We start from the raw sequence: 22,631 nt of genomic DNA on the forward strand, positions 1-22,631 counted from the left end.
GGCTGGACCGCCGGTTTTGACGGCTACCGCGTCGATCTGCCGATCGGGTCGGATGCGATCGTCCAGAGCGAAATTCCGATCAGCCTTTACTGAGCCCGCGACGGCCGAGGAAACGGCCAAGAAGACGGCCAAGGAAAAGCCCCACCTTTCGGCGGGGCCTTCCTTCTCACGCGTCCATTCGGACTAGCGGTCCTGATTGGGTTTCTGGCCCTGACGGTTCGGGTCCTGCTGCTGCTGGCCCGGCTTGTGGCCGCCGCCCTGCTGCTGGCCGGGCTTCTGACCCGGGTTCTGGTTCTGCTGACCCGGGTTCTGGTTCTGTTGGCCCGGGTTCTGGTTCTGGTTGCTCATTCAGGATCTCCCTTGTTGAACGAAGCCGGGTTCAACGGCGTGCCCGGGCGTTGGTTGCATGGGAACAGCGGTTCCTCATCGGTTCCTCGTCGGTTTCTTGACGATCATTGCGCGGCAAAGCCGTGTCCGGACTGTGACGGCGGAACCCCGCTCCTGGAAAACTAGCTCTGTACAAGCCCTTTAACCCGCAGGCGGCGCTGTTGCCGCCCCGGGTTCCCACTGTTAGAAAACGCCACGACGCGCTGTCTTGGGCTGCCGGGGCTCTTGCCGCGTTGTTGTTCTCTAACCGCGGCAGCGCATGGATTATTTAGCCCAGCAACTGATCAACGGCCTCGTGCTCGGCTCGATCTATGGCCTGATCGCCATCGGCTACACCATGGTCTATGGCATCGTCGGCATGATCAATTTCGCCCATGGCGATATTTTCATGATCGGCGGCTTCATCGCGCTGATCACCTTCCTGATCCTGGTGTCGTTCGGCCTGACCGCGATCCCGCTGATCCTGCTGATCGTGCTGCTGGTTTCGATGGCGGTCACCGCGCTCTACGGCTGGACCATCGAGCGCATCGCCTACCGGCCGCTGCGGCACTCGTTCCGTCTGGCGCCGATGCTCTCGGCGATCGGCATGTCATTCGTGCTGACCAATTATTCGCAGGTCGCCCAGGGCGCGCGGGTCAAGCCGGTGCCGCCGATCATCACCGGCGGCTACACGCTGCATGAGGGGGCCGGCGGTTTTGCCGTGCAACTGTCCAACATCCAGATCGTCGTCGTCATCACCACCGTGGTGCTGCTCGCACTGTTCACCTGGCTGGTGTCGAGCACCCGGCTCGGCCGCGACATGCGCGCCTGCGAGCAGGATCAGACCATGGCGTCGCTGCTCGGCGTCGATGTCGACCGTACCATCTCCATGACCTTCGTGATCGGTGCAGCACTCGCCGCCGTCGCCGGCATGATGTACCTGCTCTATTACGGCCTCGTCGATTTCTTCATGGGCTTCGTTGCCGGCATCAAGGCGTTCACCGCCGCCGTGCTCGGCGGCATCGGCTCGCTGCCCGGCGCGATGTTGGGCGGACTTTTGATCGGCCTGATCGAGACGCTGTGGTCGGCCTACTTCTCGGTCGAATACAAGGACGTCGCCGCGTTCTCGATCCTGATCATCGTGCTGATCTTCCTTCCGACCGGCCTGCTCGGCCGGCCCGAAGTCGAAAAAGTCTGACGGGCGGCCGCGTGAACGCACCCCCCGCCGTTTCCAAACCAGCCTTGTCCACACAGGCCTCGCGCGCTCCGGGGGTCGCCTTCATCTTCAAGAAAGCCCTGATCAGCGCCCTGGTCGCGCTGGTGCTGTTCTCGCTGATGATCGGCATCCGCACCGAAGCGGGTCCGCAGGGACAACTGATCTATTGGACCCGGTTCGGCGATCTTGCCGCGATGGTTGCCGTCGTGTTCGGCGGCAGCATCGTGGTCGAACTGCTGCGGCAATGGTGGGGACCGGTCGGCACCATCCGGGTGGTGCCGGTACCGGTGCAGTCGGCGCTGTCGTTTGCCGGACGTCTCGTTGCGCCGGCGCTGCTGGTGTTCACGTTCCTCGTGCCGGTCATCTTCTACGACCAGCGCTACATTCTCGACCTCGGCATTCTCGTGCTGACCTATGTGATGCTGGGATGGGGATTGAACGTGGTGGTCGGCCTCGCCGGCCTGCTCGACCTCGGCTATGTCGCGTTCTATGCGGTCGGCGCCTATTCCTATGCGCTGCTGGCGACCAACTTCGGGCTGTCGTTCTGGGTCTGCCTGCCGCTGGCCGGCATCCTCGCCGCGTTCTGGGGCATGATGCTCGGCTTTCCCGTGCTGCGGCTGCGCGGCGATTATCTCGCGATCGTGACGCTGGCGTTCGGCGAGATCATCCGCCTCGTCATCATCAACTGGCAGAGCCTGACGGGTGGGCCAAACGGCATCAGTGGCATTCCGCGCCCCACCATGTTCGGCATCCCGCTGTCGCCCGGCGAAGACGGATTGGCGGCGAGATTGGGCATCGAGTTTTCGCCGACGCACCGTATCGTGTTCCTGTTCTATCTGATCCTGGCGCTGGCGCTGTTGACCAACTGGGTCACGATCCGGCTCCGGCGTCTGCCGATCGGCCGCGCCTGGGAAGCGCTGCGCGAGGATGAAGTCGCCTGCCGCGCGCTCGGGATCAACACCACCACGACCAAGCTGACGGCGTTTGCGACCGGCGCGATGTTCGGCGGTTTTGCCGGCGCGTTCTTTGCCACGCGCCAGGGTTTCATCAGCCCGGAATCCTTCACCTTCCAGGAATCGGCGCTGGTGCTGGCGATCGTGGTGCTCGGCGGCATGGGCTCGCAGCTCGGCGTAGCGCTGGCGGCGCTCACCATGATCGGCGGCTTCGAGCTGTTTCGTGGTTTCGACCAGTACCGCATGCTGGTGTTCGGCGTCGCCATGGTGCTGTTGATGATCTGGCGCCCGCGCGGGCTGATCGGCCACCGCGCGCCGACGGTGTTCCTGGAGCGCAACCAGGCGATCTCGTCCGACCTCGTCAAGGAGGGACACGGATGAGCCAGGATCACGTCGACCACATCCTGTCCGTCGATCATCTGTCGATGCGTTTCGGCGGCATCGTCGCCGTCAACGACCTCTCCTTCGGCGCCGAGCGAAAAAAGATTACCGCACTGATCGGCCCGAACGGCGCCGGCAAGACCACGGTGTTCAACTGCATCACCGGCTTCTACAGACCGAGCGGCGGCAGCATCCGGCTGACGCATGATGACGGCCGCCATATCCAGCTCGAACGGCTGAACGATTTCCGGATCTCGAAGATCGCCCGCGTGGCACGGACGTTCCAGAACATCCGCCTCTTCCCCGGCATGACGGCGCTGGAAAACCTGATGGTGGCGCAGCACAACGCGCTGATGCGCGCGTCCGGGCTGACATTTCTCGGCCTGATCGGCGCGCCCTCGTGGCGTGCCGCCGAGAAAAGCGCAATCGACCTGGCGCGGACCTGGCTCGATCGTATTGGCTTGCTCGACCGCGCCGACGATGCCGCCGGCAATCTGCCCTATGGCGACCAGCGGCGGCTGGAAATCGCGCGCGCGATGTGCACCGAACCGGCGCTGCTCTGCCTCGATGAGCCCGCCGCCGGGCTGAACGCACGCGAGAGCGGCGCCTTGAGCGAACTACTGCTGTCGATCCGCGCCGATCAGGGCACCTCGATCCTGCTGATCGAGCACGACATGTCGGTGGTGATGGAAATCTCCGACCACGTCGTCGTGATGGACTATGGCGTCAAGATCGCCGAAGGCACGCCGCAGCATGTGCGTGACGATCCCAAGGTGATCGCAGCCTATCTCGGCGCCGACGAGGAAGAAGCCATCGCCGTGATGGAGAGCGGCACGTGACCGCGCCGTCGACAACGCCCCTGCTCGCGGTCCGCTCCCTGCGCGCGTCCTACGGCAAGATCGAGGCGCTGAAGGGCGTCGACATCGAGATCAACGCCGGCGAGATTGTGGCCCTGATCGGCGCCAACGGCGCCGGCAAATCGACGCTGATGATGACGATCTTCGGCCGGCCGCGTGCCCGCTCGGGTGCCATCGAATTCGACGGCCGCGATATCACCGAAGTGCCGACGCACGAGATCGCGCGGATGCGCATCGCCCAGTCGCCCGAGGGCCGCCGGATTTTCCCGCGCATGAGCGTGGCGGAAAACCTGCAAATGGGCGCGGATGCGACCGACTCTAGCGAGGCCGACCGCGCCTCTGGCCTGGAGCGCGTCCTGGCGCTGTTCCCGCGGCTCAAGGAGCGCATGACCCAGCGCGGCGGCACGCTGTCCGGCGGCGAGCAGCAGATGCTGGCGATCGGCCGCGCCTTGATGAGCCGCCCGCGCCTGCTGATGCTGGACGAACCGTCGCTCGGGCTGGCGCCCCTGATCGCACGGCAGATCTTCGACGCGATCCGGACCCTTAACCGGCAGGACGGCCTGACCGTGCTGATCGTCGAGCAGAACGCCAACCACGCGCTGAAACTCGCCCATCGCGGCTATGTCATGGTCAACGGCCTGATCACGCTGTCGGGCACCGGTGCCGAATTGCTGCAACGCCCGGAAATCCGCGCCGCCTATCTGGAAGGCGGCCGGCGGGGCTGACCCGCGGCCGTCGATGGCCGGCGCTGCGGCAAGATGCTGCAAACGGTCGTGGATTTGCCTGAAAATTGCCGATGACTTCGCGGTAAAATCAGCCGACAATGGACCTGATTTTCGCACCCGGCCCGCCGGGTGCTCCCGAAATCGACCACCCCGCGAGGATACCTCATGAAATCACTGAAACTCATCGGCCTGGCTTTGGGCACATCGCTGGCGCTAACGGCAAGCGCGCTGGCGCAGGACATCACCGTCGGTGTGGCCGGCCCGATGACGGGCGGCGAATCCGCCTTCGGCAGGCAAATGAAGAACGGTGCCGAACAGGCGGTGGAAGATCTCAACACCGCCGGCGGCGTGCTCGGCAAGAAGCTGGCGCTGCAGGTCGGCGACGATGCCTGCGATCCCAAGCAGGCGCGCTCGATTGCCGAGAAGTTCGCTTCTTCGAAGATCCCGTTCGTTGCGGGTCACTACTGCTCGTCGTCGTCGATCCCGGCCTCCGAGGCCTATGCCGAGGGCAACGTGCTGCAGATTACGCCGGCCTCGACCAACCCGCTCTACACCGAACGCAAGCTCTGGAACGTGGCGCGCGTCTGCGGCCGCGACGATCAGCAGGGCCTGGTCGCCGCCGAGTTCATCCTGAAGAACTACAAGGACAAGAACGTCGCCATCCTCAACGACAAGTCCACCTACGGCAAGGGTCTCGCCGACGAGACCAAGAAGGCGCTGAACAAGGCCGGCTTCACCGAGAAGATGTTCGAATCCTACAACAAGGGCGACAAGGACTTTAACGCCATCGTGTCGCGCCTGAAGCGTGACAACATCGATCTGGTCTATGTCGGCGGCTACCATCAGGAGTCCGGCTTGCTGGTGCGACAGATGCGCGATCAGGGCCTCAAGACCGTGCTGATGGCCGGCGACGCGCTGGCCGACAAGGAGTTCGCTTCGATCACCGGCCCCGCCGGTGAAGGCACGCTGTTCACCTTCGGCCCCGACCCGCGCAACAAGCCGACCGCAAAGGCGATCGTCGAGCGCTTCAAGGCCAAGAACATCGATCCGGAAGGCTACACCCTTTATACCTACGCCGCGATGCAGGTCTGGTCGCAGGCCGCAACGAAGGCCGGCACCACCGACCCGAAGAAGGTGATGGACGCGATCAAGGCCGGAGCCTGGGACACGGTGATCGGCAAGCTTGAGTTCGACGCCAAGGGCGACATCAAGCAGCTCGACTACGTCGTCTACAAATGGGACGCCAAGGGCAACTACACCGAGGTCAATCCCAAGGGCTCCTGATAAGCCCCCAAATTTTCGACGTTCCTACTCAGGAACCTCAAACGCCCCGGCTTGCCGGGGCGTTTTTGTTTCAGGGGCTCAATATTTTTCACGACCGGTGGAACCAATTATTCCCGCGCGAATTGGAACTTCGGGCAGAGTTCCATGTCATTGATTTCAAAGCGTTAACAACAACCGTTCCCGCTTGATCTCAAGCCGGGCTCGCAGTTGTATGACGTCGAATCGCACACGCTGCTCGATTCGCGCGAACCGGACTCGAGGAGACACCATGAGTGAGCTTTCCCCCGGAGCAACGTCACCCGGCTCCCGGCGCAAGCCAGCCCCAACCGGCCAACCCAACGGCAAACCCGATCCGCTGCAGGATCTGTTGCACGCGCTGCAGGCGATGCGCGCTGGCGATTTCTCGGTGCGGATGACCGGCGATCACATCGGCATCGAGGGCAAGATTGCCGACACCTTCAACGAGATCGTAGCCGCCAACCAGCGCATGGCGCAGCAACTGGAGCGCGTCGGACAGGTCGTCGGCCGCGAAGGCAAGACGCGGCAGCGCGTCAAATTCGACCTCACAAGCGGATCGTGGGCGGACATGGAAGGCTCGGTCAACACGCTGATCGACGATCTGTTGTGGCCGACCCGTGAAGTCACCCGCGCCGTCGCCGCGGTCGCGCAAGGCGACCTGCTGCAAACCGTGAAACTCGATGTCGACGGCCGCCCGCTGGGCGGCGAATTTTTGCAGTCGGCCAACATCGTCAATACCATGATCAAGCAGCTCAGCGTGTTCACTTCGGAAGTGACGCGCGTGGCGCGCGAGGTCGGCACCGAGGGCAAACTCGGCGGTCAGGCCCAGGTGCCGGAAGTGACCGGCGTCTGGAAGGATTTGACCGAGAGCGTCAACTCGATGGCCAACAACCTCACCGGCCAGGTCCGCAACATCGCCGAAGTCACCATCGCGGTCGCCAATGGCGACTTGTCGAAGAAGATCACGGTCGACGTTCGCGGCGAGATCCTGCAGCTCAAGGAAGCCATCAACACGATGGTGGACCAGCTTCGATCCTTTGCCTCGGAAGTGACGCGCGTCGCCCGCGAAGTCGGCACCGACGGCAAGCTCGGCGGCCAGGCCATCGTGCCCGGCGTCGCCGGCACCTGGAAGGATCTCACCGACTCCGTGAACGCGATGTGCGGTAACCTCACCGCCCAGGTCCGCAATATCGCCAACGTCACCACCGCGGTCGCGCGCGGCGACCTTTCGCGCAAGATCACCGTGGACGTCCGCGGCGAAATTCTCGAGCTGAAAGACACCATCAACACGATGGTCGACCAGCTCAACTCGTTCGCCTCCGAAGTGACGCGCGTGGCGCGCGAAGTCGGCACCGAGGGCAAGCTCGGCGGCCAGGCCCAGGTTCCCGGCGTCGCCGGCACCTGGAAGGATCTCACCGACAACGTCAACTTCATGGCCTCCAACCTGACGGCGCAAGTCCGCAACATCGCCGACGTCGCCACCGCCATCGCCGGCGGCGACCTGTCCAAGAAGATCACCGTCAACGTGTCGGGCGAAATCCTGCAGTTGAAGGAAACGCTGAATACGATGGTTGACCAGCTCAACGCCTTCGCCGGCGAGGTGACGCGCGTCGCGCGCGAGGTCGGTACCGAAGGCCGGCTCGGCGGTCAGGCCAACGTGCTCGGCGTCGCCGGCACCTGGAAGGACTTGACGGAAAGCGTCAACTCGATGGCATCGAACCTGACGGCGCAAGTCCGCAACATCGCCGAAGTGACGACCGCGGTCGCCAATGGCGATTTGTCCAAGAAGATCACGGTCGACGTGCGCGGCGAAATTCTGGAGCTGAAGGACACCGTCAACACGATGGTCGACCAGCTCAACGCCTTCGCCGGCGAGGTCACGCGCGTCGCGCGCGAAGTCGGCACCGAAGGCAAGCTCGGCGGCCAGGCGCTGGTGCGTGGCGTCGCCGGCACCTGGAAGGATTTGACCGACAGCGTCAATTCGATGGCATCCAACCTGACCGGCCAGGTCCGCAACATCGCCGAAGTTGCGACCGCGGTCGCCAAAGGCGACCTGTCGAAGAAGATCACGGTGAACGTGTCCGGCGAAATCCTGCAGTTGAAGGAAACGCTCAACACCATGGTTGACCAGCTCAACGCCTTCGCGGGCGAAGTGACGCGCGTCGCACGCGAGGTCGGCACCGAAGGCAAGCTCGGCGGCCAGGCCAACGTGCTCGGCGTTGCCGGCACCTGGAAGGACCTCACCGACAGCGTCAACTCGATGGCCGGCAACCTGACGGCGCAGGTCCGCAACATCGCCGAGGTCGCGACCGCGATTGCCGGCGGCGACCTCTCGCGCAAGATCACGGTGGACGTCCGCGGCGAGATTCTGCAGTTGAAAGAAACGCTCAACACGATGGTCGACCAGCTCAATCGCTTTGCTGGCGAGGTGACGCGCGTGGCGCGCGAAGTCGGCACCGAAGGCCGCCTCGGCGGTCAGGCCAACGTGCCCGGCGTCGCCGGCACCTGGAAGGACCTCACCGACAACGTCAACTCGATGGCCGGTAACCTGACCGGTCAGGTCCGCAACATCGCCGAAGTCACCACCGCGGTCGCCAAAGGCGACCTCTCCAAGAAGATCACGGTCGACGTCAAGGGCGAAATTCTCGAGCTGAAGAATACCGTCAACACCATGGTGGACCAGCTCAACGCCTTCGCCTCGGAAGTGACGCGCGTGGCGCGCGAAGTCGGCACCGAAGGCAAGCTCGGCGGCCAGGCCGAAGTGCCCGAAGTCGCCGGCACCTGGAAGGATCTGACCGACAACGTCAACTTCATGGCGTCGAACCTGACCGCGCAGGTCCGCAACATCGCCGAAGTCGCCACCGCCATTGCCGGCGGCGACCTGTCGAAGAAGATCACGGTCGACGTCCGCGGCGAAATCCTGCTGCTCAAGGACACCTTGAATACGATGGTCGAGCAGCTTCGCTCGTTCGCGGCCGAAGTGACCCGCGTGGCGCGCGAAGTCGGCACCGAAGGACGGCTCGGCGGCCAGGCGGTGGTGCCCGGCGTCGGCGGCACGTTCAAGGACCTCACCGACAACGTCAACCTGCTGGCGGCCAACCTCACCACGCAAGTCCGCAACATCGCCGAAGTCACCACCGCCGTGGCGCGCGGCGATCTCTCCCGCAAGATCACGGTCGACGTGAAGGGCGAAATTCTCGAACTAAAGAACACCATCAACACCATGGTCGATCAGCTCAACGCGTTTGCCGGCGAAGTGACGCGCGTGGCCCGCGAGGTCGGCACCGAAGGCAAGCTCGGCGGCCAGGCGCAGGTGCCCGGCGTCGCAGGCACCTGGAAAGATCTCACCGATACCGTGAACTTCATGGCCGCCAACCTGACCGAGCAGGTGCGCGGCATCGTCAAGGTGGTGACCGCGGTTGCCAACGGCGACCTGAAGCAGAACCTGACGGTGAAATCGAAGGGCGAAGTCGCGGCGCTGGCCGACACCATCAACAACATGACGGAGACGCTGGCGACGTTTGCCGACCAGGTCACCAGCGTGGCGCGCGAAGTCGGCGTCGAAGGGCGGCTCGGCGGCCAGGCCAACGTGCCCGGCGCCGCCGGCACCTGGAAGGACCTCACCGGCAACGTCAACCTGCTTGCCGCCAACCTCACGTCCCAGGTGCGCGCGATCGCCGAGGTCGCAACCGCCGTGACCAAGGGCGACCTGACGCGCTCGATCCAGGTCGACGCCCGCGGCGAAGTCGCCGAACTCAAGGACAACATCAACACCATGATCGGCAACCTGCGTCTGACGACGCAGGTGAACACCGAGCAGGACTGGCTGAAGACCAACCTCGCCAAGTTCACCAACATGCTGCAGGGACAGCGCGACCTCACCACCGTGGGACGTCTGCTGCTGACCGAGCTGGCGCCGCTGATCAACGCCCATATGGGCGTGATCTACCAGGTGGAGAATCCGGAAAGCCCGCAACTGCGGCTGCTCTCGGCCTATGCCGGCGACAGCGCGTATCCGCATGCGTCGGTCGTGCAATTCGGCGACGGGCTGATCGGCCAGTGCGCGATGGACAAGCGCCAGCGGCTGGTGTCGGATATCCCGACCGACGCCGTGCCGATCAAATCGGCACTGCTGCGCGTGGTCCCGAAAAACCTCGTTGTGCTTCCGATCCTGTTCGAAACCCAGGTCAAAGCCGTGATCGAGCTTTCCTCCGTCAGCTCGTTCACGACCTCGCAGATGACCTTCCTCGAACAGCTCACCGACAGCATCGGCATCGTGCTGAATTCGATCGAGGCCACGATGCAGACTGAAGGCCTTCTGACGCAATCCCAGCAGCTCGCCGGCGAATTGCAGACCCAGCAGAAGGAACTGCAGCAGACCAACGAACAGCTCGAACAGAAGGCGCAGCAGCTCGCCGAACGCAACGTCGAGGTCGAAAGAAAGAACCAGGAAATCGAACAGGCGCGGCGCGCGCTCGAGGAAAAGGCCACCGAACTCTCGCTGACCTCGAAATACAAATCGGAATTCCTGGCCAACATGTCGCACGAGCTGCGCACGCCGCTCAACAGCATCTTGATCCTTGGCCAGCAGCTCACCGAGAACCCCGACGGCAATCTGTCGGCGAAGCAGGTCGAGTTCGCCCGCACCATCCACGGCGCCGGCACCGATCTTCTGAACCTGATCAGCGACATTCTCGATCTCTCCAAGATCGAGTCGGGCACCGTGACCGTCGACGCCGAGGAAATCCTGACCCAGAACCTGCTGGAGACCGTCGGACGGCCGTTCAAGCACGAAGCCGAGAACCGCCACCTCTCGTTCGGCATCAGCGTCGACGAAAATCTGAGCCGCAGCATGGTGACGGATTCCAAACGGCTTCAACAGGTGCTCAAGAACCTGTTGTCGAACGCCTTCAAGTTTACGGCCGAGGGCGGCGTCAAGCTGACCGTGTCGGCCGCCATCGGCGGTTGGAGCATCGATCACCCGATCCTGAACCACGCGCCCGCGGTGGTGGCCTTTGAGGTGACCGACACCGGCATCGGTATCCCCGTGGAAAAGCAGAAGCTGATCTTCGAGGCATTCCAGCAGGCCGACGCCGGTACCAGCCGCAAATACGGCGGCACCGGCCTTGGACTTGCTATCAGCCGCGAACTCGCAAGCCTGCTCGGCGGCGAAATTCACCTGCGCAGCGCGCCGGGCAAAGGCAGCACCTTCGTGCTCTATCTGCCGCTGAAATATTCCGGACCCACGATCGCACCGCGCGTGCCCTCGCCTTACGTCACGGCGCCGACGCTGCAGGTCACCGCAACGCAAGAGCGGGTGATCGAACAACTGGCGGATGACCGGCTCAATCTCGAGCCGGGAGATACCATCCTGCTGATCGTCGAGGACGACCCGCATTATGCGCGGGTGCTGATCGATCTGGCCCGCGACAAGGGCTTCAAGGTGCTGGTCGCCAATCGCGGCGCCGAGGCGCTCGAACTCGCCAAGCAGTTCCAGCCGTCGGCGGTTTCGCTCGACGTGTTCCTGCCGGACATGCTGGGCTGGACCGTGCTGAGCCAGCTCAAGCACAATCCGCTGACCCGGCATATCCCGGTCCAGATCATCACGCTCGACGAAGACCGCCAGCACGCGCTCGCGCGCGGCGCGTTCTCCTTTGTCAACAAGCCGACGACGACCGAAGGCGTCAGCGCCGCGCTGAGCCAGATCAAGGAATACGCGCGGCCTCGGCGCAAGCGCCTCCTGATCGTGGAGGACAACGCGGCCGAGCAGTTGAGCATCCGCGCCCTGCTCGATCACGACGACATCGAGATCCTGACCACCGATACCGGCGCCGGCGCGCTGTCGACGCTGCGCGACAATCCGTGCGACTGCGTCGTGCTGGACCTGCGGCTGCCCGACATGAGCGGCTTCGAGGTGCTCAACCAGATCCGCGGCGACGAAACGCTGTCGAACGTTCCGGTCGTCGTGTTCACGGGGCGGGAACTTTCGGCGGAGGAAGATGCGGAACTTCACACCATGGCCCGGAGCATCGTGGTCAAAGGGGTGGAGTCGCCGGAACGCCTGCTCGACGAAACGTCGCTGTTTCTGCACCGTGTGATCACGGAATTGCCGATCGAGAAGCAGAGGATGCTGGAGAAACTCAATAGTTCCGATGAGGATCTGGTTGGCAAGACTGCGCTATTGGTTGATGACGACGCCCGCAACATCTTCGCACTCTCAAGTGTGCTGGAACGGCGCGGCATGAAGGTGCTGACGGCGACGACCGGCCATGAAGCCATTGCGCTGGTGGAATCGACCCCCAACATCGCGATCGTGCTGATGGACATCATGATGCCGCAGATGGACGGCTATCAGACCATGGGTGTGATCCGGCAGAACCCGTCGTTTGGTCGCCTTCCCATCATCGCGCTGACCGCCAAGGCGATGAAGGGCGACCGCGAAAAATGCCTCGAGGCCGGCGCATCCGACTATCTCGCCAAGCCCGTCAACACCGAGCAGTTGCTGCTCGCCATTCGAATGTGGCTACACCGCTGATCGGCGCACGCAGATGATGGAACACGAGAAGGTCAACATTCTTCTGGTCGACGATCAGCCGGCGAAGCTGCTTGCCTATGAGGTCATCCTGAAAGATCTCGGCGAGAACCTGGTCTCGGTCTCGTCCGGCCGCGATGCGCTCGAGTTCCTGCTCAAGAACGACGTGGCCATCATTCTGGTCGACGTCTGCATGCCGGAGCTCGACGGCTTCGAACTGGCCGCCATGATCCGCGAACATCCGCGCTTCCAGAAGACGGCGATGATCTTCATCTCGGCGATCCAGGTCAGCGATATCGACCGCCTGCGCGGCTATGAAATGGGCGCGGTCGATTACGTGCCGGTGCCGGTGGTGCCCGAAGTATTGCGCGCCAAGATCAAGGTTTTCGCCGAGCTTTACCGCAAGACCCGCCAGCTGGAGCGGCTCAACGTCGAACTCGAAGACCGCGTCCGTGCCCGCACCGCCGAGCTGGAGGATTCCCATACCCGTCTGCTGGAGAGCGAGCAGCGCCGGAGTCTCGCGATCGCCGCCGGCAAGATGGGGTCCTGGGATTGGGACTGGGTCAATGGCGACTGCCTGTGGGATGAGGGCCAGTATCAAATTCTCGGCGTCGATTCTGGCAGCTTCGAACTGACGCCGGGCAATATCCAGGCCGTGTTTCATCCGGACGACGTTCACCAATTGCGCGAGGCATGGGCGAGCTTCGCCAGGGGCGCGAAATCATACGAGGCGGAGTTCCGGATCGTGCGGCCGACTGGCGAGGTGCGCTGGTGCACCGGAACGGCCGCCGCCAGCACCGACAAGGACGGCCGCGTGATCCGTGTCAGCGGCGTCACCGTTGACATTACCGAGCGCAAGCAGGCCGAGGAGCGTCAGAACCTGCTGGCCCGGGAAGTCGATCACCGCGCCAAGAACGCGTTGGCGCTGGCGCAGTCGATCGTCCGGCTGACGCGCGGCGAAAACGTGAAATCCTACATTCACTCGGTCGAGGGACGGATCAATGCGCTCGCGCGGGTGCATACCGTGCTTTCGCTGTCGAGCTGGCAAGGCGCCGAAACGAGGAAACTGATCGACGAGGAACTCGCGCCCTACGTGATCGGCGAACAAGTCGTGCTGTTCGGCCCGGAGGTTCAATTGTTGCCCGCCACGGCGCAAACGGTCGCCTTGGCCCTGCACGAACTCGTGACCAATTCGGCCAAATACGGCGCCCTGTCGGCGGAGTCTGGCCGGCTATCGGTCAGTTGGGAGAACCAGGCGGGAGTTCTGAAAATAACATGGGCTGAGACGGGCGGGCCCCGCGTCGAGAAACCGGCAACCCGGGGTTTTGGAACGCGAAGCGTGATCGCGAGCATCGAGTCGCAACTGGGCGGCAAAGCGGAATTCGATTGGCGACCCGAAGGCCTGGTTTGCCGCCTCGCCGTCCCGCTGTCGCAAGGCCAGCTCGCTGCCGATCCAATGCCGCCGCGCGAAGCCGCCGCCATTTGATGTCAATCACGCGACTGGCCAGGGGCGCGCGCAACGAAATGAATTGAGCAAGGTTGGCGGGCCGTCAGGAATTACCGCGCCGTGGCGACCGATGGCCGGACCGATCCCCGGGCTGCATCGACCGCGCGCATCAGGTCATGTGGCCGAAACGGCTTTTGCAGGCAGATGACATCCGACAGACTGGACGATTCGGACAGGAAGTCCAGCGCCGTCATTCCGGATATCGCGACCACGGGCAAATCGGGCATGCGTTCGCGCAGCATGGCGATCAGTTCGGAGCCATTGGTGCCCTGCAGGAAGATGTCGACGATCGCGAGATCGAAGCCCTGCTCCTCGAACGCCTTCAGTGCCGCCACCGCGCTGGCGGCTTCGACGATCTCGAACTGGTTGATCCGCAGCACGATGGAAATCATCGCGCGCACATCGGATTGGTCGTCAACGACAAGGACGCGGGGCATCAAGTTCTCCGGCTCGATCGTGCAACAGCCTGCCGCGAAATTCTCGACCTTCTCCGCAACGGAGCGGCCATTATTCCGTCTGGTGGTAAAGAGGCGGTTACTCGCCCCCGGCGCCTTTTCGTCACCGCACCGAATAGGTACTATCTAACCTTGAGTTGATTCCGCGTAACGCAGGTACGACCCCGCGCAGATGCGCCCCGTCCGGTTGGCGCTGACGACCGGCTGCACCAGATTTCCTTCGGTCGATATCCGCCTATCGACTGGATTCCCGGTCCCGGCGAATAGGTTATGGTGCGTAGACGGAGCGAATCTCTTGGCGCGTACGATGCCAGTTTGCCGGAGACGACAATGCAGACGGGTAGCGAGCGCAGCATCTTTCTCTCGACCATGCCCGCGTCCGGCGGGGACCGCACGGCGGCTATATCGATCGTCGTCGTCTCCGCGCTGCTGTTCGCGTGCGCCGTGCCTTTTGCCGGCGTGCCGCTTGCCCCGGTCCCGGCCTTCGTCGCGAGCTATCAATCCGCGCTCGCGATCAACGACCTGATCACCGCGGTCCTGCTGTTTTCGCAGTTCGGGGTTTCGCGCTCGCGGGCGCTGCTGCTGCTGGCAAGCGGTTATCTGTTCACGACCATCGCGGCCGTGGTTCACGCCCTCACCTTTCCGGGCCTGTTCGCCCCCGGCGGGTTGCTCGGCGCGGGCCCGCAAACCACCGTCTGGCTCTACATGGTCTGGCATGGCGGATTCCCGCTGCTGGTGCTGGGCTATGCCACGCTGAAGGCCCACGACAACGGCACGCGGATGCAGACCTCGCCCGGCAGGGCGATCCTGATAAGCATTGCGGCGGTGGTGTTGGCGATGGCCGCATTCACCGCGTTTGTCACCGGCGGCCACGACTTTCTGCCGATCCTGCTGAAAAACGGACATTACACGCCGGTCATGCTCGGCGTGGTGTCGACCGTATGGTGTCTCAGCCTCGCCGCGCTGGCCATGCTCTGGTTTCGCAGGCCGCATTCCGTCCTCGACATCTGGCTGATGGTCGTGCTCTGCGCCTGGTTGTTCGACATCGCCATGTCGGCCATCCTCAATGTGGCGCGGTTCGATCTCGGCTTCTATCTCGGCCGGATCTACGGGCTGTGTGCCGCCAGTTTCGTGCTCGCGGTGCTGTTGATCGACAATGTCAGCCTGCAGGCGCAACTGGCCCGCCTGCTCGGAAAGCTGCGTCATCAAGCCGCCTCCGAACGAAATCTTCGCAACGAGCGCGACCGCATTTTCAGCGCGGTCGTGGAATCATCCAACGATGCCATCATCACCAAGGCGCTCGACGGCACCATCACCGGCTGGAACGGGGCCGCCGAACGCCTGTTCGGCTACACCTCTGCTGAGGCCGTCGGCCGGCACATCGACATCATCGTCCCGCCGGACCGGCGCACCGAAATCGTCGACATCCTCGACCGTGTCGGCGAGGGCGAGCGGATTCAGCACTACGAAACCTCGCGCGTGCGCAAGGACGGCCACAGCGTCGAAGTTTCCCTGAGCGTCTCTCCGATCCGGTCTGCCTCCGGCGACATCGTCGGTGCGTCCAAGACCGCGCGCGACATCACCGAAAGCAACCGGACACTGCGAGCCCTCACCGGCGAAGTCGAAGAGCGCCAGCGAATCTTCGAAACCTCGCACGACCTCATCCTGGTGACCGATACCGCCGGAAATTTCATCCAGGTCAGCCCGAGCGCCACCACCATTCTCGGTTACGCGCCGGCCGAGATGATCGGACACAGCGCGGTGGAGTTCATCCACCCCGACGATCTCGAAAACACCCGCCGCGAGATGCGAACGGCGCGACGGGGGCAGAGCAAGCGCAATTTCGAAACCCGCTACATCGGCAAGGACGGCAAGGCGGTTTCGCTGAACTGGAGCGGGACATGGTCGGAACCGGTCAGGCGCCACTTCTTCATCGGCCGCGATCTCACGGAAAAGCAGGCTGCCGAGGCCCAGCTGCGGCACGTCCAGAAGATGGACGCGATCGGCCAGCTGACGGGCGGTGTCGCGCATGACTTCAACAACATCCTGACCGTGATCACCGGGACCATCGGAATCCTGGAGGAAGCCGTCGCCGACAAGCCCGAGCTCGTTTCGATCGCCAAGCTGATTGACGAAGCCGCCGAACGCGGGGCCAGCCTGACCAAGCATCTCTTGGCCTTTGCCCGCAAGCAGCCGCTGCAGCCCCGCGAGATCGACGTCAATTCGCTGGTGCTGGAGGCTGCCAAGCTGCTGCATCCGACGCTCGGCGAGCATGTCGAAATCAAGCCGCTGCTGGCCGACGACGCCTGGACGGCGCTGGTCGATCCGAGCCAGCTCACCACCGCGGTGCTGAATCTGGCCCTCAACGCCCGCGATGCGATGCCCCAGGGCGGCAAGCTCGCGCTCGAGACCAGCAACGTCTACCTCGACGAAAACTATGCGAGCATGCACAGCGAGGTGACGCCGGGCAACTACGTCATGGTCGCCGTCAGCGACACCGGCGCCGGCATTCCCGCGGCCCTGCTGGAGCGGGTATTCGATCCCTTCTTCACCACCAAGGAAGTCGGCAAGGGCACCGGGCTTGGCCTCAGCATGGTATTCGGCTTCGTCAAACAGTCGGGCGGGCACATCAAGATTTACAGCGAGGAAGGCCACGGCACATCCGTCAAGATGTACCTGCCGCGAGCGACCGGATTGAACCAGACCGCCGCGGAGGTGCTGATCTCGGCCAATGTCGAGGGCGGTCACGAAGCAATCCTCGTCGTCGAGGACGATTCGATGGTGCGGCGCTATGTAGTGACCCAGATCGAGAGCCTGGGCTACACCACGCTCGAGGCGGCCAATGCCGCCGACGCCCTGAAAATCCTCGACACCGCGCGGGTCGATCTGCTGTTCACCGATGTGATCATGCCGGGCACCATGAACGGCCGCCAACTGGTCGAGGAGGCGTTAAAGCGGCAACCTTCGCTCAAGACCCTGTACACGTCAGGGTATACCGAGAACGCCATCGTCCATCATGGCCGCCTCGATTCCGGCGTGCTGTTGCTCGCCAAACCCTATCGCAAGTTCGAATTGGCCAGGATGCTGCGGCTGGCGCTTGCCAGTTGAAGCATTCCGCACGGCTGATATATCGGTTGCGGAAGGCCCGTCTGGACGGGCCAGCGGACAGGGTCTCTTGAAAAATCTCCTCACCGATATATCCGGCGTTCGCGTTGGTCACGCCGACGATGCAGCGATCGCCTCCGGCGTCACCGCGATCATTTTTGACGCTCCTGCGGTGGCGTCGATCGATGTTCGCGGCGGCGGCCCGGGCACCCGCGAGGAATCGGTGCTTCATCTCGAAGGTACCGTCGACGCGATTGACGCGATCACGCTCTCCGGCGGCTCGGCGCTCGGCCTGGATGCCGCTGGCGGCGTACAGGCCTGGCTGGCCGAACAGGGCCGCGGCTTAAGGATACGCGACGCCGTCATTCCGATCGTCCCGGGCGCGATCTGCTTCGATCTCCTGAACGGCGGCAGCAAGGCCTGGGGACGCTTCCCGCCCTACCGCGATCTCGGTTATGCCGCGGCCCAGGCTGCGAGCACCGATTTCACACTGGGCAGCGTCGGCGCCGGTCTCGGCGCCACCACGGCCAATTTCAAGGGCGGCCTCGGCTCCGCTTCCGCGCAAACCGGGAGCGGCATCGCGGTCGCCGCACTCGCGGTGGTCAACGCCGTCGGCAGCGTCACGGTCGGCGACGGGCCGTGGTTCTGGGCAGCGCCGTTCGAGGCCAACAACGAGTTCGGCGGACGCGGACTTCCGCCGTCTTTCAATCCCGAGATGTTGAAGGCGCGGCTCAAGGGCGGTCCGGACGCGAGGGCTGCGGAAAACACCACGCTGGTGGTCGTCGTTACCGACGCCGTGCTGACCAAGCCGCAGGCCCGGCGGTTGGCAATGATCGCGCAGACCGGAATGGCGCGCGCAATCTATCCGGTCCACGCGCCGCTCGACGGCGACGTGGTGTTCGCGGCGGCGACCGGCCAAAAGCCGATCGATCCGCTGTTCGGTCTTACCGAACTCGGCATGGTGGCCGCCAATACGGTCGCCCGCGCGATTGCGCGTGGCGTCCATGCGGCGACCGCGCTGCCCTTTCTGGGCGCGCTACCGGCGTGGAGCGATCGCTTCGGCTAGGTCGCTTGCCGAACGACGATCATCGCCGGATCTCAGTTCAGACGCTCACCGAAAGCGATGACTGCGCCGAAGAGGCAATCGAGCTGGCCGCGCGCTGGATCATCTGCTCGATGAAATTATAGGACGAACTTGCGGAACTCGATGAGCTGTTGCTGGCCGGCGACGTCATCGTGACCTTCGATCCGTCGGCGTAGGTCAACGACGTTGTGGTCGAGCCATCGCTGTTGGTGGTGGAGGTCGAGGAAGCGCCCTGCAGCGCCGCCAATAGCGGATCGGTATTGGATCCATCGGAGCTTCCGGAACCGCCGGCGCTGCGATGATGATGACCGCCCTTGCCGCCGGCGCCCTTCAGCGCCGCGGACATTTCGTCGAGGCTGACCGAGCCGTCACCGTTCTTGTCGAGCTTGGAGAAGACGTTATCGGCCGCCTTGAGATTGGTGCCGCCGGCGCCGAGCGCGTTCTCGAATTCGGATTTGGTGACCTTGCCGTCGCCATTGGCGTCGATCTTCGAGAACAGGTCCTTCAGCGCGCTGGAGGCGTCGGTCGGCGAAGCCGTGGTTGATGCCGTCGCGGACTGGCTCTGGGCGTCGAGCAACGCGCTCATGGTCTGCGGCGATATCTGCGTAAAGCCGCTGCCGCCGGTCGTCGTGCCCGTGGCGCTCGAAGCCGGGGTGGTGCTGCCTGACTGATCGAACGGATTGGCGGCGGGCTGCGTGAAACCCGTCGATGTCGTGGACGACGACTTTGACGACTTCGACGACGTCAGCGACTTGAGGGCATCGATCGCCGCGGACGCAGCAGTTAAGGCAGGCAACATGACGGAACTCCGACAACACCGCATCACGCGGACCAGGTTCTGCGGATTAACTCAGCAAGCCCTGTGCCATGACGAAAAACCCAATGAAACCGGGCTTTTTTCTGCTTCAGGCGCCCGCCGGATCGGCAATTGGTGCCCGCGGGCGGCAGATTTTTCCGCCCCACCGGCGCAGTTTGCCGCTGCATTGCCCCCGGCCGTCCTGCATGTTACGCGGAGCTATTCTCCCCTTTGCCTCTCCTTCAAGCGCTACGGGAAACGCACATGTCTCAACCATTCGCGTCACGTCCCCTCGTCATCGCCCCGTCGATTCTGGCGGCGGATTTCGCCAAGCTCGGCGAAGAGGTCCGCGCCGTGGACGCAGCCGGCGCCGACTGGATCCATCTCGACGTGATGGACGGACATTTCGTTCCCAACATTTCCTACGGCCCCGACGTCATCAAGGCGATGCGCCCGCACACCAAGAAGACCTTCGACGCGCATCTGATGATCTCGCCGTGCGATCCCTACCTCGAAGCCTTCGCCAAGGCCGGCTGCGATCAGATCACCGTCCATGCCGAGGCCGGCCCGCATCTGCACCGCTCGCTGCAGGCGATCCGCGCGCTCGGCAAGAAGGCCGGAGTCGTTCTCAACCCCGGCACGCCGGTGAGCGCGATCGAATATGTCATCGACCTGATCGATCTCGTGCTGGTCATGTCGGTTAATCCCGGCTTCGGCGGCCAGGCCTTCATCAAGTCCGCCGTCGGCAAGGTCGGCGACCTCAGGGCAATGACCGCAGGCCGTCCGATCGACATCGAGGTGGATGGCGGCGTTGGCCCCGACGTGTCGGGCCAACTCGCCGCCGCCGGCGCCAATGCGTTCGTCGCGGGCTCCGCCGTGTTCAAGGGCGGCACGGTGGAATCCTACAAGGCCAACATATCCGCGATCCGCAACGCCGCCGCGCTCGCGCGCGGCGAAGCGATCTGAGTTTTGTAGTCTTGTAGGGTGGGCAAAGGCGCCTAGCGCCGTGCCCACCAGTTATTTCGGTAATGCAAATGGTGGGCACGCTACGCTTTGCCCACCCTACGAAGCTGACGCCGTCATTGCGGGCGAAGCGCCTATCGGTTGTCATCCCCCGCGCATGCGGGGGATCCAGTACGCTGCGGCCTATCAATTCAATCACAGACGCCTCTGGAATACTGGATCACCCGCTCCAGTGCGCAATTGCGCACAAGGCGGGTGATGACAGCAGTGAGCATTCTCGCGGCGCGATGCGCCCGAAGTTTTGCAATCAACCTTGCCCTCGAAATAAGAGGGCGCGGGGAAGACCGGGTGCGCGCTGCACCCGCGGTCTCGCAGGCGTGTTGCAAAAGGATATGCTGCCCACGAGCATACAGGTTCAGCTGACAACACGCCGGCCTCCCCCACGCAATGGTTTTACGGCTTATACGAGATCGTCCTGGTGACCGGCTTTCTTGCCACCATCATCCGCTTCAGCTTTCGCTTCCGCCGACTTGACGCCAGCACCGGGGCGTCGGACCCAAACGATTTCGCCGTACGCAATGGCAGCGTTCGTCTTCGCAGCCATCGCGTCCACCGCATCTCACCGCACGTTCGTGACGATCGCGAGCGCCCCTCTCATCGCGGGAGACGGGCGGAGTTAAACGCCTGATTTGCCCGACGGCTCAATCGAAATATTTTTATCCGAAGGGCTGGACAGGATTTTGGTGATTTGCCCGTCGGGCTACTTTGTCGCAGGGGCTGCGCGAAGATTTCGCTTGTGGGGAAGCGAAGCAGCAGCCGTGAACCAAAGCGCCGGGCAGACGGCGCGCGAGAGTCCGCTATGGCCCGAGAGCGACCAACTTCCTCAATCAGCTTTTCGAAGCGCTTCTCGCCCAAGCAAGGGACGCCGCAGCTATCGGAACCACTTCGCCGACGTCGACCACGGGAACGACATTGACGTCGTTCCAAAAATTGTACTTTGAGACGAACGTGACGATGACCTTGGGGTCGCCGGCCTCGGCCAGCACGTAACCGCCGTTACCGGCCAGGTTCGAGACGAACGCGTGGACCGTCAAACCGTCTTCCGGCTTCCACTTGCCGAACGCGGTCAGCAGAGCTTCCGAGCCCGCAAAACCTTCGTCGTGGGTGAGCCCGGTCGAGCGGATGGCGTATTCAATCATGTACTTCATGAAGTCCCTCCTCCCTCTGACATTCGGGCACACGTCGCCCCAATCGTGAGTCACAATGGCAAAGCGAAGGTTCAAGGGTCAGGCACGCCTTCGACTGCAAAGCCGTGAGTAAATGTTGCGTATTTTTCGCCGACCTTCCGGATTTCGGCAAATTCCTTGCTGTCCCGCCACGCCTTGATCTTCTCCAAGCTGTCCCAGACTTGAATAGTCACACGCTTTGGTGCTCCGCCTTCAAACGTGGTCAGCTTTCCAGCCAAGTTGCCGGCAACACCGCCGACGGCGACGAAGCGTCCTCCGGCTGCCTTGATGACTGCTTGAGCCTTAGGAGCGTACTCCTTCGCATAAGCATCGGCATCGTGCACATCGATTTCCGAGACGTAGTAGACAGGCGGCTTGGCCTGGGCGCGAAGCCCTTGAACCGCAAGTCCGCCGAGCGCGACGCCAGCGAGCAATACCATTGCACTCCGATAACTGGACCTCATGGCAATTCCCTCCGTTTGTGCGGGTTCAATTTAGCCGCGGTGCGGCACCGGCACCTGATGTCTGGTCGGCGGCCCGCAGCCGCGGTCTGGGATGAAGGCGGCTACTTTTCGGCTTCGACGATGTACCGCCGTATTACCTTAACTGCCTTGTCACGCTGGGGTGCAAGGTCCATCCAGGCTTTCGACTTGTAGAATGCCACTCCGTCATCCAAGCTGTCCCATTCGACGATGGCCGCACTCTTGGGAGGCGACCCACCCTCTATTTGAACAACCCGTCCGGCTGCGGTGCGTAAAGCTCGACCATGGGCTGCCTCTATCAACTTCCGGGCGGTAGGGAGGTATGCGGCTTGGGCTGCAGGATCGAGGATTTCAGATTCGCTGATCGAGTAAGCTTTCAGCTTGGCTCCTTGCGCGTGGAGGCCCTGGACCGCGATAGCTCCAATTGCGACGCCAGCGAGCATTACCATTGCGAGTTTAAAATTAGATCTCATGGCTGTCCCTCCGATTGTGGCGTTTCAATTCAAGATGATGGTTCCTCTCATATTCGGGCAGACGTTGCCCTAGTCGTGAGTCACAATGGCAATGCGAAGGTTCAAGGGTCAGGCGTGCTGACGCGTCAAAAAGCTGGAGGAATTGTAGCGGCGCCAAGCCTAAAATCGATCTCCAGGGTACGGGGTCTGCCCGGAGAAGTTCATTTTG

The 22,631-nt window shown here is 63.3% G+C and carries 17 protein-coding genes; 10 read left to right on the forward strand and 7 right to left on the reverse strand.

Going from position 1 to position 22,631, the window contains the following annotated elements:
• Positions 1-183 precede the first annotated feature (183 nt).
• A complete protein-coding gene (locus BLS26_RS36235; protein ID WP_172804545.1) occupies positions 184-348 on the reverse strand; it encodes a hypothetical protein in 165 nt (54 codons plus the stop codon).
• Between the two features lie 298 nt (positions 349-646).
• On the opposite strand from BLS26_RS36235, the gene BLS26_RS05070 reads away from it, so the two are divergent.
• From BLS26_RS05070 to BLS26_RS05100, 7 genes are all read left to right on the forward strand, one after another.
• Positions 647-1,564, forward strand: a complete 918-nt coding sequence (locus tag BLS26_RS05070) for a branched-chain amino acid ABC transporter permease LivH (RefSeq protein ID WP_092508987.1) — start codon at positions 647-649, stop codon at positions 1,562-1,564.
• 44 nt (positions 1,565-1,608) lie between these two features.
• Positions 1,609-2,916 carry a high-affinity branched-chain amino acid ABC transporter permease LivM gene (gene livM, locus BLS26_RS05075; protein WP_092508989.1) on the forward strand — a complete coding sequence of 436 codons (1,308 nt, stop codon included), beginning with the start codon at positions 1,609-1,611 and terminating at the stop codon, positions 2,914-2,916.
• A complete protein-coding gene (locus BLS26_RS05080; RefSeq protein WP_092508991.1) occupies positions 2,913-3,755 on the forward strand; it encodes an ABC transporter ATP-binding protein in 843 nt (280 codons plus the stop codon). Before livM ends, BLS26_RS05080 begins: the two co-directional genes overlap by 4 nt.
• Positions 3,752-4,498, forward strand: a complete 747-nt coding sequence (locus tag BLS26_RS05085) for an ABC transporter ATP-binding protein (RefSeq protein WP_092508993.1) — start codon at positions 3,752-3,754, stop codon at positions 4,496-4,498. Before BLS26_RS05080 ends, BLS26_RS05085 begins: the two co-directional genes overlap by 4 nt.
• 165 nt (positions 4,499-4,663) lie before the next feature.
• Positions 4,664-5,782, forward strand: a complete 1,119-nt coding sequence (locus BLS26_RS05090; RefSeq protein ID WP_092508995.1) for a branched-chain amino acid ABC transporter substrate-binding protein — start codon at positions 4,664-4,666, stop codon at positions 5,780-5,782.
• Positions 5,783-6,050: 268 nt separating this feature from the next.
• On the forward strand, positions 6,051-12,335 hold the full coding sequence (locus BLS26_RS05095) for a HAMP domain-containing protein (protein ID WP_092508997.1): 6,285 nt from the start codon (positions 6,051-6,053) through the stop codon (positions 12,333-12,335).
• Positions 12,336-12,351: 16 nt separating this feature from the next.
• Positions 12,352-13,818, forward strand: a complete 1,467-nt coding sequence (locus tag BLS26_RS05100) for an HWE histidine kinase domain-containing protein (RefSeq protein ID WP_092517646.1) — start codon at positions 12,352-12,354, stop codon at positions 13,816-13,818.
• Positions 13,819-13,889: 71 nt separating this feature from the next.
• Here the strand turns inward: BLS26_RS05100 and BLS26_RS05105 are convergent, their stop codons facing one another.
• Positions 13,890-14,276, reverse strand: a complete 387-nt coding sequence (locus tag BLS26_RS05105) for a response regulator (protein WP_092508999.1) — start codon at positions 14,274-14,276, stop codon at positions 13,890-13,892.
• Between the two features lie 348 nt (positions 14,277-14,624).
• Here BLS26_RS05105 and BLS26_RS05110 point away from each other — a divergent pair, with 348 nt between their 5' ends.
• Together BLS26_RS05110 and BLS26_RS05115 are read left to right on the forward strand one after the other, a co-directional pair.
• Positions 14,625-17,402, forward strand: coding sequence for a PAS domain S-box protein (locus tag BLS26_RS05110; protein WP_092509001.1), 2,778 nt, complete (start codon positions 14,625-14,627; stop codon positions 17,400-17,402).
• Positions 17,403-17,469: 67 nt separating this feature from the next.
• Positions 17,470-18,465 carry a P1 family peptidase gene (locus BLS26_RS05115; protein ID WP_092509003.1) on the forward strand — a complete coding sequence of 332 codons (996 nt, stop codon included), beginning with the start codon at positions 17,470-17,472 and terminating at the stop codon, positions 18,463-18,465.
• 37 nt (positions 18,466-18,502) lie between these two features.
• Here the strand turns inward: BLS26_RS05115 and BLS26_RS05120 are convergent, their stop codons facing one another.
• Positions 18,503-19,282, reverse strand: a complete 780-nt coding sequence (locus BLS26_RS05120) for an EF-hand domain-containing protein (RefSeq protein WP_092509005.1) — start codon at positions 19,280-19,282, stop codon at positions 18,503-18,505.
• A gap of 261 nt (positions 19,283-19,543) precedes the next feature.
• Here BLS26_RS05120 and rpe point away from each other — a divergent pair, with 261 nt between their 5' ends.
• Complete coding sequence (rpe, locus tag BLS26_RS05125; RefSeq protein WP_092509007.1) at positions 19,544-20,245, forward strand: ribulose-phosphate 3-epimerase; 702 nt, start codon at positions 19,544-19,546, stop codon at positions 20,243-20,245.
• A 457-nt stretch (positions 20,246-20,702) separates the two neighbouring features.
• Here the strand turns inward: rpe and BLS26_RS35550 are convergent, their stop codons facing one another.
• The 4 genes from BLS26_RS35550 to BLS26_RS37145 all read right to left on the reverse strand — a co-directional run bounded on the left by BLS26_RS35550 (position 20,703) and on the right by BLS26_RS37145 (position 22,423).
• Entirely contained in the window at positions 20,703-20,846 is a 144-nt protein-coding gene (locus BLS26_RS35550) for a hypothetical protein (RefSeq protein WP_157676308.1), read from the reverse strand.
• 283 nt (positions 20,847-21,129) lie between these two features.
• Complete coding sequence (locus BLS26_RS05130; RefSeq protein WP_092509009.1) at positions 21,130-21,450, reverse strand: DUF3303 domain-containing protein; 321 nt, start codon at positions 21,448-21,450, stop codon at positions 21,130-21,132.
• 71 nt (positions 21,451-21,521) lie between these two features.
• Positions 21,522-21,932 (reverse strand): DUF1330 domain-containing protein, encoded by a 411-nt coding sequence (locus BLS26_RS05135; protein ID WP_092509011.1) that lies wholly within the window; start codon positions 21,930-21,932, stop codon positions 21,522-21,524.
• Between the two features lie 101 nt (positions 21,933-22,033).
• Complete coding sequence (locus tag BLS26_RS37145) at positions 22,034-22,423, reverse strand: DUF1330 domain-containing protein (RefSeq protein ID WP_092509013.1); 390 nt, start codon at positions 22,421-22,423, stop codon at positions 22,034-22,036.
• Between the last annotated feature and the right edge of the window lie 208 nt (positions 22,424-22,631).

The organism is Afipia sp. GAS231, assembly GCF_900103365.1.
Lineage (GTDB): Bacteria > Pseudomonadota > Alphaproteobacteria > Rhizobiales > Xanthobacteraceae > Bradyrhizobium.